General features: G+C 65.0%; 7 protein-coding genes. 1 reads left to right on the top strand and 6 read right to left on the bottom strand.

Going from position 1 to position 15,757, the window contains the following annotated elements; genetic code table 11:
• The first annotated feature begins 505 nt into the window (after window positions 1-505).
• On the top strand, window positions 506-8,110 hold the full coding sequence (locus tag KF886_04265; protein ID MBX3176552.1) for an Ig-like domain-containing protein: 7,605 nt from the start codon (window positions 506-508) through the stop codon (window positions 8,108-8,110).
• Between the two features lie 501 nt (window positions 8,111-8,611).
• Here KF886_04265 and KF886_04270 read toward each other — a convergent pair.
• The 6 genes from KF886_04270 to KF886_04295 form a co-directional block, all read right to left on the bottom strand.
• Window positions 8,612-9,793, bottom strand: coding sequence for a glycosyltransferase family 4 protein (locus tag KF886_04270; GenBank protein ID MBX3176553.1), 1,182 nt, complete (start codon window positions 9,791-9,793; stop codon window positions 8,612-8,614).
• 26 nt (window positions 9,794-9,819) lie between these two features.
• Entirely contained in the window at window positions 9,820-10,767 is a 948-nt protein-coding gene (locus KF886_04275) for a glycosyltransferase family 8 protein (GenBank protein ID MBX3176554.1), read from the bottom strand.
• Complete coding sequence (locus tag KF886_04280; protein ID MBX3176555.1) at window positions 10,751-11,746, bottom strand: glycosyltransferase family 2 protein; 996 nt, start codon at window positions 11,744-11,746, stop codon at window positions 10,751-10,753. The genes KF886_04275 and KF886_04280 overlap by 17 nt, the downstream gene beginning before the upstream one ends.
• Before the next feature lie 26 nt (window positions 11,747-11,772).
• Complete coding sequence (locus KF886_04285) at window positions 11,773-12,990, bottom strand: polysaccharide pyruvyl transferase family protein (protein ID MBX3176556.1); 1,218 nt, start codon at window positions 12,988-12,990, stop codon at window positions 11,773-11,775.
• A 76-nt stretch (window positions 12,991-13,066) separates the two neighbouring features.
• On the bottom strand, window positions 13,067-14,044 hold the full coding sequence (locus tag KF886_04290; protein MBX3176557.1) for a nitroreductase family protein: 978 nt from the start codon (window positions 14,042-14,044) through the stop codon (window positions 13,067-13,069).
• Between the two features lie 155 nt (window positions 14,045-14,199).
• Entirely contained in the window at window positions 14,200-15,726 is a 1,527-nt protein-coding gene (locus KF886_04295; protein ID MBX3176558.1) for a hypothetical protein, read from the bottom strand.
• Window positions 15,727-15,757: the final 31 nt, after the last annotated feature.

Genomic DNA, 15,757 nt, shown 5'->3' on the forward strand with positions numbered 1-15,757 from the left:
GATAGGTCCTCGACGCGCCGGAGGCGGGCGTCCCGCCTGTCTTCCGCGCCCATGGCGCAAAAGTAGGATAGGCGTCCCGCCTGTCCAGCGCCGAAGGCGCCACTCATATCAGCCCGCCCCAACGGCCCGGGCAATTCGAGAATCAGCGCTTCAAAAAACTCCACCCCAGACAACCAGGACCTCAGCCTTTTCTGCCGGAGCCCCCGCCAAAAAAACATCCAACGATCGGCAGATTCCTGCCGTTTGGCGTCATTCCGACAAATTGCTGCCGCCGATCAACGCCAACTCAGATGCCGGTATGCCTTGCCGCCCCGAAACTTTTGACAAGCTATCCGTTTTGCGAGAGAATAAACCAAGACGCGGCGCTTCTCCGCCTCAATCCGAGGGCGATTGCCGCGTTGACATCTGGTGGGTTCTCGCCAAGAAGAATCAACCGCGAGAACTGGGGAACCGTTCCTCAAGCGTGCGAAGGCGCCTGATCACCGGGCGTGTGGAGTATACCTTAATGCGCAGACTATCGAGCGCGATCGGCCTGGCCTTGCTGGGGTTCCTGTTGGCGGGCTGCCCGAGCGGCGGCACGCCGGGCATCCGCCTTACCATCAATCCGCTCTCCATTGAACTGAATATCGGGCAGACGACCACCTTTGCCGTCTCGTCCACCGACAGCACCGATTTCTTCACCTGGCGCACCAGCAACCCCGCCGTCGTCACGGTGGACAACCGCGGCCGCGTTACCGCGGTTGATTCGGGTACCGCGCGGATCACCGCCGTGAGCGGGAGAAGCAACGCCCAGATTTCCGCCAACGTGACCGTGCTCGCCCCGGCGGGGGAGGTCGCTCAGGTCGCCGTGTCTCCCGTCGCCGCCACCATCGCCGTCGGCGATACCTATACCCTGGAGGCGGCCTCGACCCGCGAGGACCCCGAATTTCTCTGGTTTTCCGAAAATGAAGCCGTGGCCACCGTAAGCGCCAACGGCGTCGTGACCGCAGTCGGGCCCGGCGTGGCCGTCGTCAACGCGCGCGGGGCCAGCCCCGCCGAGCGCGCCAGCGCCACAATCACCGTCGTCGAGCCCGCCGTGCATTTCGCCACCGTGCACCCCCTCGGCGCCAACATCCTCGCAGGCGAGACCCTCGCCCTCTCCGCAACCTCCTCCGATCCGCTCGACACCTTCGTCTGGTCGTCAGAAGCCGAATCAACCGCCACCGTCGACGCGAACGGCGTCGTGACCGGTGCGGGCCCCGGCGGCGTCGTCATCAATGCGCGCGGCACAAACAGCGGGGCCACGGCCAGCGCCGTCATCACCGTCACCCGGCCCGTAGCGCATCGCGTCAACGTGTCGCCCGCCACCGTTACCATCGATCAGGGCGACACCATACGCTTTGACGCCACCACAACCCGCCCGGGCGACAGCTTCGCCTGGTCCAGCAGCGATACAAACGTGGCCGTGGTGGACGGTGCGGGACGCGTCACCGGGCTGGCCATAGGCACAGCGAACATCGTCGCGCAGGGCGGCGATCCCGACGAGCGCGGGGCCGCCATGGTCCGTGTACGCGAAGGGCGTATTCGGATCGCCGCGGTGCGCCCGCTTGGGGCCCGCATTCCCGCCGGGGGGAGCGTACAGCTTTCCGCCTCGTCCGCCGACGCCTCCGAAACCTTCGCCTGGTCCTCCGCGAACGAGGAAATAGCTACCGTCAACGCAACCGGGCTTGTTTCCGGCGTGGCCCCGGGGGAAATCCGCATCACCGCCGTCGGAGCCCGGACGGGAGCCACCGGCCAATCGCTGATTACCGTCGCGGAACCTATAGCACACGAACTCACCGTATCCCCATCCGCCACCGCGATTCAGGTGGGGGACACCTTCTCCTTCGCCGCCGCAAGCAGCCTCCCCGGCGATCGCATTGTGTGGTCCTCGTCCAACACGGGAGCCGCCACGGTCGACAGCGCCGGCGCCGTGACCGGCGTCGGCGCCGGCAGCGCAACCATCCGCGCGGAAGGGCTCGATTCTGGCGCAGCCGGCCAGGCCTTGCTCACCGTCACCGTTCCCGCCGAAGAGGATGTTACGGTCCGGCCTCGCGCCGCCACCATCGCCGTCGGCGAAAATGTGACCTTGGACGCCGCCTCGACCGACGCGTCCGATACCTTCACGTGGGCGTCCGCGAATCCGCTGATCGCATCCGTCAGCCCCACCGGCGTCGTTACCGGTGTGAACGAGGGGGCCGTGTTGATCTCCGCCCTCGGCTCCAGCAGCGCCATCACCGGATCCGCAACCATCACCGTGACCGCGCCCCCGGCCTACACGGTCCGCGTTTTCCCCGACGCCGCCGCCCTCGCTATCGGAGATACGCTCCGCCTCGCCGCTTCCAGCACCCGAGCCGGAGATACCATCGCCTGGAACACGGCCGACTCCAACGTCGCCACCGTGGATTCCACCGGATTGGTCAGCGCCGCCGGCCCGGGAACGGTCCTGATTACCGCCACCGGGGCCCTATCCGGGGCCTCCGCCTCCGCCACGATTACCGTGGAAGAGCCCGTCGTGGAGGAGGCCTTCGTGCGTCCCGCCGAGGCCAGCATTCAAACCGGCGAAACCCTCGCGCTCACCGCGGAATCCTCCAACGCACTCGATGCCTTTACGTGGGCGTCGGACGCGGGCGGCGTGGCCTCGGTCGATGAATCCGGCCTCGTCACAGGGGCCGCCGCCGGCGTCGCCACGATCTCCGCCACGGGAACCATCACCGGCGCCGCGGGCGGCAGTATCGTAACCGTTATCGCGCGCGTCGAACACGAGGTCTCTGTCTCCCCCTCGGCCGCCGCGTTGATCACCGGCGACACCCTCCAGTTCAACGCAAGCACCACCCGCGAAGGCGACACCCTCACCTGGAGTTCCGACACGCCCTCCGTCGCGGCCGTGAGCCCGAACGGCCTCGTCACCGCCATCGGCCCCGGAAGCGCTTCCATCACCGCGCAGGGCGGCGCCGCCAACGAGCGCGCCGTCGCCCTCATCACCGTCGTGGATCCCGTCGCGCACCGCATCACACTCCAGCCCCTCGGAGCCAGCATTGAAGCGGGGGACACCGTGGCGCTCGCGGCGACCTCCACCGACCCGTCCGATACCTTCGCCTGGAGCTCCTCCAACGGCGCGATCGCCACCGTTACCAGCACCGGCGTCGTCACCGGCGTCCTGCCGGGTTCCGCCGAAGTGCGCGTCCGTGGAGCCAGCAGCGGCGTCACCGCGGCCGCCACAATTACCGTTACCGCGCCCGCGGTCCACACGGTGGCCGTGCGCCCGGCTTCGCCCTCGCTCGAAGTGGGGCAGACCGTATCCCTCGCCGCCACTTCCACCAATCCGGAGGATGCCTTCTCCTGGACCAGCGCGAACGTCGCGGTGGCCACCGTCGGCGCCACCGGAACCGTCACCGCCGTCGCGCCGGGCCAGTCCGAGATCGTCGCCACGGGTACCCGCAGCGGATCTTCGGCGGGCGTAACCCTGACCGTTGTTGAGCCCGTTACCCATACCATCGGGCTGGATCCCGCCGTCTCCGCCATCTTCGTCGGCGCTACCGTCGCCCTCGCCGCCGTTTCCACGGACGAGAGCGACACCTTCACCTGGCAGTCGGATAATACCGCCGTCGCCACCGTGAACGCGTCTGGGCTGGTCACCGGCGTGGGAGAGGGAGACGCTACAATTACCGTGCTCGGCGCGCGAAGCCGCGCGCGGGCGCAAGCCACCGTCACCGTCACCCGCCATTCGGTCTCCGTTGCCCCCGGATCCCTGGCCCTCCTCGCGGGAACGACCGCCTCCCTCTCGGCCGCATCCAGTGACTCGGGCGAGGCCTTTCAGTGGGCCAGTTCCAATACCGCAACCGCTACCGTCAGCGCCAGCGGCGTCGTAACCGGCGTCGCGGGCGGCCTCGCGGAAATTACCGCGACCGGCGTACGGAGCGGCGAATCCGCGAGCGCCGAGGTTTCCGTCCGCGACGGCGTCGTCGTCAACCCGCCCTCGGGCAGCCTCGTCGCCGGCGAAACGCTCCAGCTCGGAGCCCAGTCCACCGATTCCGCCGACACCTTCACCTGGTCTTCAAGCAGCAACGCCGTCGCCACGGTTAGCCCCTCCGGGCTTGTATCCGGCGTCGGCGGGGGAACCGTCGCCATCACCGCCACCGGAACACGCAGCGGAGCCGCCGGCTCCGCCACAATCAGCGTGGTGCCCTACCTGCCGGTTACCCCGTCCACGGCTACCGTGCGCATTGGCCGCATCGTGCCGCTGTTTGCCCCCGTTTCCTCGATCCATACCGAGCTGGCCTGGAGCAGCGCCGACCCCTCCATCGCGGCGGTGAACCAGAACGGCGTCGTGACCGGATTGCGCGTCGGGAAAGTCCGCATCACCGCCACCGCGCGCCCCGGCGGAGCCACCGGCTACGCCGAAGTCACCGTCCTTCCCCGGTTCCCCAACGCCCTCCTCTTCGACGGTGAAAACGAGTTCACCTCAACCAGCCGCTCCCGGCGCAACACCGAAGAACAGTTCCGCGGTATGGGCTGTCTCGAAGGTATCCCCGACCAGTACGCCGGCTTTGGTTTCACCCTGCGGGACGAGTACTACCGTAAGGATATTTCCCATTTTGACGAGATCTGGCTCGTCGTCAAGGCCATCGGTACCGGCGCAAACCCGAGAATGGAGTTCGCCAGCCACACGGGAGCCAGCGCCGCCGTCCGGCTATCCGAATTCATGCCGGACGGCCCGATCGACAACCAATACCGCCTCGTACGCGTCCCCATGAACCGGCTCGTGACCAGCACCTACACCATGCGCTTCAATGAACGTTGCAATTTCGGCCCCCGGCCCGTCGACGCCAATTTCCGCTTCTTCGTCGATGAAGTCTGGGCCGTAAGCCTCGACAGCGTAGACGCCGAGGGCGGGCCGCTTGTCGGGCCTATGCCCGCGATCGATTTCGGCCTCGTCAGCGTAACCGCGCCCGCCGCGCGAAGGGTCACCGTGCGCAACATCGGCGCATCCCCGCTCCGCGTGTCCGGCGTCGATGTCCGCGGCGGCGGATCCGCCGCCTTCAGCGTAACGCCGTCCGCCTTTGAGGTCCAGCCCGGCGCGGCCATGGATGTCACCGTCTCGTTCTCCCCGGCCTTCGCCGGCATTCAGGATGCCACCCTCGCATTCAAGCACAACGACACCGCCTTCGGCGCCGAAACACTCCTCCCCGTGCGCGGCGACGGCATGGCGCCCCAACTCGCCCTCTCCCGAAGCAACGTCGATTTTGGCGCGGTTCCGCTTGCCGCCGCCGTGCGCCAGTTTATAACCTTCGCCAACACCGGAAACGCGCCCCTCGTGATTTCGTCGGTCGCCCTCCCGAGCGCCAACTTCAGCGCCGGAACCAGCAATTTCGCAATAAACCCCGGCGACTCCGTCGAATTCGAAATCACCGCCTCGCCGCTTCTGGCCGGTCTGCTCGACAGCGCGCTAACCTTCCAGACCAACGCGCCCGATTCCCCGACCGTTTCAATCCCGCTTCATCTCCAGGGCATTGCCGCCGGCCAGTTGGGCCGCCTCTCCCAGGAGGCCGTCGAGGTCACCTCCTCATCCGCCACCCTGGCCTGGGGAGCCTGGCCCGCGGCGGACAACGTCCGGGTGCTCATCGGCCCCGAACCGCCCGCGGCCCCCGGCGGGCCGCTGCCCTTCGCCCACGAAGTCGCCAGCCTGCCCGGAACTGCTAGCGAATACACCCTGACCGGCCTCGCCGCCGGCGTGGACGCCTTCGTCCGCATCGAGGTCAGCGCACTCGGCGTCCCACTCGCCGCCGGCACGCTCGCAATCCAGACCCCCGGCGGCCCCGGCGCGGCCCTGGACAACAAGCTCCGGGAAGTGCACCTGGTGGCCCCCAATATCCTCCAGCTCGTCCTGACCGATTCGCGTGTTCATTCGTTCCGCGAAGACGCCAACAACTGGGACCGAGGCATCGAAGAAGTTATCGGCTACACCGGCTCACAGTGGGAAACGGGGACCTGGACCGTGCGCCGCTCCAGCGGCGACGAGATCCCCATAAACAATGTCTACCGCCACTCCGTACCGATCGGAGCCCCCTACTACGAGATCGGATTCGGAACATTGACCTTCGACCAGCTGCTCGACGTGGACCACATGATCTACCTCGAATTGGCCGAAAACATCGGGAGCCCCGAAGTACTCGAGGTAACCGGCCCATCCTTCGACTACGAAATCCTGAACGCGTCCCTCGCGCGCGAGCCGCGTTCCGCGTCCCTCGCGGCCCTCGTGCCCTTCAGCGACCGCTATATGACCACCCCCGCGATTCAGGTTAATCAGGTCGGCTACAGCCCCGCAGCCACAAAGCGCTACGCCTATGTCTCCGGATGGATCGGAACCGGCGGACCGCTCAACCTGAGCGCCTTCCCCGCGCAGGCGGAGGTCATCGCCACCCCCGCCGACCCGCTTGCCCCCCGCCAGCCCGTGCTATCCGGCTTGCCCATCAGCCTGCGCGCCGCCGCCGACGCCGCCGCGGGAACGGAAGTGCGCGAAATCAGTCTCGCCGCCCTCCCCGAATCCGACGACACCGTCTACCGCGTGCGCATTCCCGGCGTCGGCGTCTCCTGGCCCACGCGCGTCAGCGAGGAGGCCGTCTTCGAAGCCTACTACCATGTCGCCCGCGGCCTCTTTCACAACCGCTGGGCTGGCGATCTCGCGCCCGAATTCACCGACTGGACACGCCCCGCCGACCACGGGACCGTCTTCACATCCGAAGAAACCAACCCCTGGGCCTTCTTCCCCAGCACAACCCCGCTCACCGGAGAGCGGCCCCTCCTCGGCGGGCACCATGACGCCGGCGATTTCGATATCCGCATCTTCCACGGCATCGTCGCCCAGATGCTCATGCGCGCCTACGAACTCAATGAATCCGCCTTCACGGATGGCCAGCTGATCATCCCCGAGAGCGGCAACGGCATTCCCGACTTCCTCGACGAGGCCCTCTGGAGCGTCGCCGGTTGGGAATACCTCCAGGACGAGGACGGCGGCGTCCGCATCGGGGCCGAATCGCACCGCCACCCCTGGGGCATTTATCCCGCCCACGAAGACCAACTCTTCTACTGGACCTACTCCAAGGATCCCGTCTTCACCGCCCGGTGCGCCGGCCTCTTCGCCCAGGCCGCCTGGCTCGTACAGCCCTACGATTTCGTCCGATCCCACATGCTGGAGCAGCGCGCCATCGCCGCCTACGACTACGCCATCGCCAACGGCGTCGACGAGACCGCCGGCGGGCCCATGGCCTACGCCGCTGGCGAGTTGTATCGCCTCACCGGCGAAGACGTCTACCGCGACATGTTCATCCGCGTCTGGGACGCCTTCAAGAAACCCTGGCCACCCTTCGCCCCGGATGTCTTCGCCCGCGACAACCCCTGGACCTCCTCGTTCACCAGCGCATCCCAGCCCATCGTCTGGGACCACGTCTCCGCCTACGTGCTCAGCGGCGGAGCCGTCGCCTCCCACGTCTCCCTGTGGGAAGAACGCTCCAGAAATCAGATCGGCGGCCTGAGAAACGTCATGGAAGCCGCGCACGCCCACCGCAACGCGCGCCCCGCCGGATACGTGCTCGCCTACGGAAAGGGAACCGCCGTCGGCCAGTACCTCTTCGGCTCCTACGCCGGCATGCAGCTCGGGAATCCCAGCACGCAGCAATTCCAGGACGCCTTCGACCTGATAAGCCTCTCCGCCGACTTCATGCTCGGCTGCAACCCCGCCGGCATCTCCTGGATCACCGGGCTCGGATCCCGCTCCCCCCAGTACCCGCTCCACCTCGACTCCCTCTACTACATCCGCCAGGGCCTCGGACCCGTACCCGGAATCCCCATATACGGTCCCACCGACACCCTCCGCCCCAGCAGCTACTACACCTACGGCGCGCGGCTCGCCTACCCAAGCTACACCAACAGCCCCCCATTCCGCCGCTGGAGCGACGTGCACACCTTCGTAATAAGCAACGAATTCACCGTATGGGAGAACCAGGCCCCCGCAGCCCAGCTCTTCGGCCTGCTCGTCGCCCCCGATATGATGCCACCCGAACACCTCTGGCCCACCGCACTACGAGAATAACAAGGGGACTGGCTCCCGCGACATAAACCACCTCAGCCGCGAAAGCGTCGCAACCACCCATGGGGACTGGCTCCCGCGACATAAACCACCTCAGCCGCGAAAGCGTCGCAATCACCCCCGAATCGCGGGTGCCTGTACCCGCAAGAGGTGTGCCACGCACCCCAGGGACTGCGGCGCCCCGTCACCTCGAATACGAGCAGTGTGCGCGGGACCGAAAGCAAGCTCAACAAAGCGGCTACACCGACAACCGGCGCGGCTGTCCCGTCACGCGCACAAATCGCGGGCGCCTGTAGCCGCCCAAAAGGCGAGCCACGGGTGCCATCCTCCTGCGGCGGATCTCCGACGTTCAAGCTCCGCGGCTCCGCCGCGAAGGCTTGAGCGTGCGGATCGTCCATTGAGCCCCCACCCCCGATCCCAACCCCGAAAAGAACGTGGCACAGCCGTCCCGGCTGTGTTCGGTTCGGATTGCACAGCAATCCGCCTACCACACCCAATCCCACCCTACGCCCCCGCAATCGCCTCCAGAAGCTGCCGCCCCACCGCGTCCCGCGAATACCGCGCAACACACTTCGCCCGAAGCCGTTCCCCACGCGCACGCCGCGCATCCGGATCCGCAAGCAATCCCCGAACCGCCCCCGCAATACCCTCCGCCGTAACCTCCACAATCAACTCGTCCGCATCAAAATCCAGCCCCTCCGCACCCAGCGGCGTCGTCACCACGCACGTCCCATACGCCGCCGCCTCCAGCACGCGCGTCTTCGTCCCCGACCCCATCCGCAACGGCGCCAGGCACACCAGCGCCCCCGCAACCTCCGCACCGATATCCTCCGCCTCCCCCGCAAGTTCGATCCGGCCGCAACCGTGGCGCGCCACCAGATCCCGGTGAAAATCGCAAAGACCACGCCCGACCACCCGGATCCGGAGATCCTGCGCCTCCAGCGCATCGTGAAGTCGCGCGTAAATCTCCGCCACCAGAAACCGGAATGCATCCCGGTTCACCGCCGACCCCAGCATCCCGTAAAACAGCAGGTAGCCCCCCGGGCCCTCCTGGGCCGGCGGCAACGCACGCGCCGGAACATCCGGCATGACATTCGGCACAAGCGCGAAACGCGATCGCGCGCCCGCCCGCACAAAATGCTCCCGCACATACGCCAGCTCATCCGGATTCGACATCAGAAACAGGTGCGGCTCGTTGAATATCCACTGCTCATAACGGCGCACACGAAACGTCTCAAAAAGAAAAAAACGGTTGCCAGGGCGCCGGTCCTGCCGCCACGCCTGTTGCGCAATCCGGGACAGGATCATATCCGCGTCAATCACGATCCGCGCCGCCGGCAGCGCGCGCCGAACATGCGCCACCAGCCGCGTCGGGCCCAGGTAGCGAAAAAACGCAACCGGGTAGCGCTCCGCCTTCAGCTTCGCCAGCAGCGCCGGCAAGGCGGATGCCTCCGGCTCATAGATCGACGCGGGACGAAGCCCACGGCCAGGCGCCCCCGGAATCCCCAACGCCGGACCCGCCGCCTCGTGCGCCGGCATCGTGGCCGACAGTTCCGCCGGCCGCGCCACCAGGAGATTGTGCACCGCATACGCGGCCCGAAGCGCATCCAGCTGAAAACGCGCCCGTTCCTTGTCGCCCCCGTTCAACCCGATGTAGGGAGCCCCGATATTCAACAATTTTTCCATATGCGCCTCATTGTTTTCGCCGCCGCTTAGCGCTTCTTCCTCAATTTCCGCAGCGCGCCCTGAACACGCGCCACAAGCTTCCCGCGCCACGTCGCCTCCGGAACCCACTTCGGGCGCCAGCCCCGCCACGCCGTGTGATCCAGATACCGGTAGTAATACTTCCGGTTCCGGTTAACATAATCCGGATGCCACGGCTTCCGCCGCGACGAATAATGCACGATCAACGGCGAATTGCGCGTCCTGCGATAGGTTTCCTCGTCGAAGGGGCTCTCGCGCCACGACGGATACCCGAACAGCTGGCTCATCTGGTTCCAACGCGGGTCCAGCGCCTTCCACTGCCCCGCAAGCACCGCGTTGATCCCATCCTGATCGAAGCACTGCACCGCCTCGCGATGCTTCTCCAGATAGCGAAACACCTCCGCCGCAATCCCGCGTTCCCGCCACAGCGCAAGGTTCATAACCATCACCCCCGAGTTCAGATACTTCTCGTCCGGCGCGTGGCCCAGTTCCTCGTGCAGCAGCAGCCCCATCGGCGAAGAGACCGTCGGAGCCGCGCAGTCCTGCACCGCGAGCAGCGGAGACCCGTCAAACGGCATGTCCCACAATTCGCCAATATTCCCAAGCACGATCAGATCCGAATCCAGATAGATCGCCCGGTCAATCTCCGCCGGCAGCAACTCCGGGATCAGCAAACGCAGGTACGCCGCCGCCGACATATAACCCGAAACCATCACGTCCGGAAGAAGCCCCGACGCGTCACGCCAGTGCACCGTCGCCGGCTGGTCCGACCACGACGCGCGCAACCGCGCCTTGTTCTCTTCCGTGATGCCGCCGTCCACCACGTGAACATGCAGGTGGTAGCCCGGAGCCAGATTATCCAGAACCGACCGTACCATCGCCGCAAGCGGCATCGCATAGTTGTCATCCGACGCGGCCACCAGGTGCACCGCAACCGCATTAGACGCCTCCGGCATCCGGACCCTCCTTTTCCCGGCGCAACGAAAGCTGGAGTGATTCCCCGTGGTACGCCCCCCACAACCACGCATCCACATACGTCCGGACCCGCCGGACCTCGTCCCGAACCAGCCACGCAAACGCCGAAAGCAAACGGAACCGTACAATCGAAACCAGCCGCCGCACGCGCCAGCGATTCGGATGCGCCGCGTAATACGCCGGGTCCGGCAGCCCCCGCAAATGCACAAAGCCACGACCCAGCCGGATCATCCGGCCCTTCAGCACACCAAGGTCAAAATAGCAATCCAGCCCCAAATGCCCCACACACGCCGCCGGATAATAGAGCGAAGGAAAGCCCCGCTCCGCAAGCGCCAGCGCAAACACCCCCTCCTCGCCCATCGTAAGGTCGCCCGCGCCCAGGTCCGCCCGAAACGTGATCCCCGTATCCAGCACCGATCGCCGAAACCACCAGTTCCCACCGCTCGGATGCCGGTGCGCCGGATACGGAGCCGTCTCCGGCCCCTCGTCATGTTCGCCCCACACCGCACCCAGGAGAAAACCATTCTCCAGCGCCCACGCCGGCGGCAAAACACCCTCCGGCCAGCGGATCACGATCCGCCCGCCAAAAACGCTGTACTCCGGGTGCGAACGCAACGAAGCCGCCACCGCCTGCAACCAGTCCCGCTCCGGAAACACATCGTCATCCGTAAACACCACCACCTCCCCCAGCGGAACCGTCTCCAGCGCCAGGTTCAGCGCATTGCTCTTCCCCTGCACCGGCTGAAACAGATGCGTCAACGGCAGCCGCTCCGAAAAAGAATCAATCACCGGCGCCGTGTCATCCGAGCTGTTGTTATCCACCACCACATAAGTTACATCCAGCCCCGAACAATCCACCCCGCACATCGCCTCCAGCGTCTGCCGGAGCACCGCCGAACGGTTGAACGTCGCGACGATGACGGTAAGACTTAACTCGACTGGCTCGGCGCTCTCCGCCATAGTTGCGTTCTCCGGTCCAACCTGTGTCAATGGCTTGCCAAAAGCTCGCGGAGCGCCAACGCGTTCTTTTCCGCGCCCTGCCGCATCAGAGCCTGCTTGCTGGAAAGTCTCTCCCGGATCGCCTTCTCGTCAGAAAGAACCAACTCAAACTTCTCAGTCAGCGTATGGGCGGCGACCTTGTCCGTGTCCAGCAAGTAGTCTGTGTTCTCGAAAACATCGTTCCAGATGCCGCGCGCCTTCGCGCTGTACGCGATAGCGATCGTGGGTACACCGGTCGATATCGCCGCAATTGTCGCATGCGTCCGCGCCCCGAAAAAGATCCGGCATCGGCTTATCGCCCACTTCAGCTGCCGGGTGGGGATCCCATCCGGCAGAAGCAACACGCGATCCTCGCCGGCCGAGATCTGGCCGTGAATCTCCCGTAGAAACGCATGATCGTTCAGCGCCAGCGGCCCCCCCGGCTTCGACACGTGTGGGATTAGCGCCACCCGGTAGCCCTTCCCGAGCAGCATCTCGATAAACGCGGCGATCTCGCGCTGAAAAGCCCTGGCATCATTCGCGTACCACTTGAGAATCAGCCCGCTGACATTGATTCCGATGATATCGTCGCCCTCGAAAAACGCCGACTCGGGGCTCGCATACGGCTCTGGTTCCAGCGCGAAGGCCACGTCATGCACCTTCACCACGTTCTCGCGAACGCCGATCGAATCCAGATAGTCCACGGTCCCGCTTTCCCGCGCCGTAATAAGCGACACGCGCTTCAAGAACTCCGCGACCGACCGCTCGTACTCGGGCTCCCCGCTGAACGGGCCGACACTCGCACTCCAGATGGCCGTCGGAATGCCGTGCCGCAGAAAATACTCGCACTGGGAAACGAATTTCTTGGGGAGGCCATAGTCCAGCGAGAAATTATCGCCGCCCAGCGACAACACACAATCCGGGCAACCGAGCGCGCGTGAAACTGCTGTGCGAAGGCCACCCGGAGGGACGCGCTGAACGGCGGGAATAACGAAACGCCACGGTGAACGCGCCCCCCAGAGCCACCCGTTCTCCTGGTCCGCGCGCCACCGAACGTTTCCCATCTTGCTCTCGCGGGCGTCCGCTTCGCTGTCGCTCGACCACGCCGTGAAACGCGCACCGCTGAACTCCCGCGAAATGAGATCGGCTGTCGTACGGAAGATCGCCTCGCAACCGCGGTTGTAGAAGCCGCCGTTGCCTATAAACCAAATGTTAGAAGCTGTCATGCCATTGGGGCTCCTCAGTATCCCGCAGTGGACCGCCCTGCCGGGCGAGACCGATTTCAACCGTTGTATTCCCGCGTCAGTGCGCCGTCAGCACGTCTACGATCGCGCGACGCCGCGATTGGGCGACCTTGAACTCCTCCGGGAGGTGCCCAACCGCGAGAAACATCATCACCACTTCGTTCTCGGGAATGGCGCCAAGCGCGCGGAGCATCTCGTCGTTCCATGGCGGCACGGCCCAGTTCAGGCAGCATGTCCCAAGTCCGAGCGAGTGGAGCGCGTATATGAGCGACATCGAAAACATGCCGCCGTCAATCCACGACTGGTTTCGCTCATCATTCTTCACGAAGCAACGAAGGTCGCAGGTAATTATGATCAGCTTGTTGATCTGGTGGCGGAACCCCACATTCCCGTTCTGAAGCTCCAGAGCGCGCGTCATCTCCTCCCGATCAGAAAAAAGGTGCACGCGCCACGCCTGCCGGTTGCAAACCGATGGCGTCGACAGCGCCATGCCTACCGCTTGCTCAATGAGCTTTGGGTCAACGTCCTCGTCCGAAAAATCACGGATGCTGTGGCGAGAAGCAAAAAAGTCGGACAGGTCCCGCTTCGATTTGGCAAGCAACTCATCCCGCCCGAGAACATATGTGCCTCCCTGGGGCTCGGACCCGGCGGGCGTGGGCGCCGAGATCTGGTCCAGTTCCCCCGTCAGCCACGCCACGTCGACTCCGTGACCGCCATTGAACCGCGCATACTCCCGCAGAACGTTCAGTGCGATTTCCGTTATAACGTCACCGCCGTACTCCGCCAGGTACGTCTTGGTGTTGCGAAGTAGATCCTCCGCGGCCGGACGGCCAAAGCCCACCCGGCAATCGCGAAGCGAAAGCCCCTTCTCGAGGCGGTGATAGTCGATCGTGATCAGGGATCGGAGGCTTTCCTGCGTGGGATCCGGGCTGGATGCGGCGCTGAAACGGGAAAACCGTTTGAAATCGTAAATGTAGCACCGGTAAAGATCCCCGTTTCGCATTGCAAGCGGCAGGCAGCGGAACGCATGAAGCATGTCCCGGCTCCCTTGCGGCAACAGAACTTGAGCGATTTTCTTCAGCCGGCCCAGGCAGTTCCTCGCAACATTCGTTAACATGATTACGCCTTCCTAGATGGGTTTCGGAGGTGTCAACGCCTGGACTCCGGGCGCCGCCCGTGGGACCGGCGCCGTCATCCGGCTTCGCCGCGCGGGCGGAGCTTCGCCCGGTAGCGGCGCACGATGCGCCATAGGTCGTCGCGATCACTCGGGCGCAAGCATAGGCCCAGAACGGCGAGGTATGCAAACGAACCCGGGATAAACGACACTGCAATGGCCAGCCAGGTGTCGATGTCCACCGCGCTCCGGTATACCAATGACACCACCGCGCCGGCAAGTCCCGGTAACATGCCCGGCCAGAGCGTCTCCCCGATCCAGGACCCGTATCGAAGCCCGACAAGTTCCAGCCCCAGCGGCACCACGAATAGCGGGTAGAAAACTACCATGCAGACTATCGTCGACGCCGCCGCGCCCAGCGCGCCCCAGCCAAGCCAATAGACAACATAGATGGTTAGCGCCAGGTTGAAGACGTTCATTGCCGAGGAGATCAGCGCCCACTTCCGGATCTGGCCCTTCGCGTTCGCGATGCCCGACGTCATTATCGTCCCATACGATACCGGAAAAAGCAGCATGGACACCGCCAGAACAGCCCCCGCGTGCGGGAAATTCGGGCCGGCGTACAAATGCATGATCTCTCCGCTGTACACAGCCAGCAGAAACGTCGGAAACAGCGACGCCCAAAGCGCGATTCGTCCGCCGCGGAGATAGGCGTTTTGCATCCGCGCGGTATCGTTCGTCGCATGCATCGCCGTCAGCGCGGGCTGAGTCGGGGCCAGGGCCGAAAGGGAGAGGTTGTACACGTGCCGAGACGCCAGCGTGCCCACGTGAGATGTCGCAACCTCTAACGGGGTAGAGAGTTTGTTCAAAATAATCGCATCCGCGCTTGTCCGGACCGTGGTCGCAAGCGAAGCCACGAAGCTCCATCCGCCGAAGCCGGTAAGCTCCCGCGCGATCGGCCAATATACGAAGGCCCTGCGGAATCGCAACTGCGGCACGATCCGGACCGAGATCGCGAGGCTGATTATCAGATTCAAGAGTTCGCTCGTCACCGAGGCCACCACGATCCAGAGCACCCGGATTTCGATGCCGAACAGAAGCACGAAAAGCAGCGCAAGCCGGAACAGCTCGCACCCCACCTGTATCAGATTCTGTGTCACAAACCGCTGCCGGACGTAAAGCCCCACGGTAAACGCCGACATGGGCAGGCGCACCGCCAGGCTGAACATCAATAACCCCATCATCAGCCGGGCGTCCGGAAGGTAGCCCGGATCAATGGTCAAGACATAATCGATATACCACGAGAAAAGGCCGCCTCCCAGCAACATGATGACGCCCGCCCCGAGCAGGATGGGAAACATCGTGGAGACTATCTGGGTCACCCGCTCGTCGTCCTCCCGCGCATACGCCTCCACGACGTAGCGGCCAAGCCCGCCCGTCAGCACCATCGTCAACAGCGGCGCAAACATGATGACGTTATACAGGACCACAAGCAGGCTGTACTCTTCCGGAGACACCCGCTTCAGCAGATACTGCTGGAGCCACACCAGCACCGTTAGCCCCAGAAGCCGCGTCGCGATCGAACTCGCCGAGTTGATCAGCACCAGCCTCTTACTTATCTCAACGCGCTCGCCC

The sequence above is a fragment of the Candidatus Hydrogenedentota bacterium genome (assembly GCA_019637335.1).
Lineage (GTDB): Bacteria > Hydrogenedentota > Hydrogenedentia > Hydrogenedentales > JAEUWI01 > JAEUWI01.

Excerpts from the sequence above, each read along its gene's own strand:
- KF886_04270 (MBX3176553.1), bottom strand. The coding sequence starts at position 9,793 with ATGGAAAAATTGTTGAATATCGGGGCTCCCTACATCGGGTTGAACGGG.
- KF886_04285 (MBX3176556.1), bottom strand. The coding sequence starts at position 12,990 with ATGACAGCTTCTAACATTTGGTTTATAGGCAACGGCGGCTTCTACAAC.
- KF886_04290 (MBX3176557.1), bottom strand. The coding sequence starts at position 14,044 with ATGCTTCATGCGTTCCGCTGCCTGCCGCTTGCAATGCGAAACGGGGAT.
- KF886_04275 (MBX3176554.1), bottom strand. The coding sequence starts at position 10,767 with ATGCCGGAGGCGTCTAATGCGGTTGCGGTGCACCTGGTGGCCGCGTCG.
- KF886_04265 (MBX3176552.1), top strand. The coding sequence starts at position 506 with ATGCGCAGACTATCGAGCGCGATCGGCCTGGCCTTGCTGGGGTTCCTG.
- KF886_04280 (MBX3176555.1), bottom strand. The coding sequence starts at position 11,746 with ATGGCGGAGAGCGCCGAGCCAGTCGAGTTAAGTCTTACCGTCATCGTC.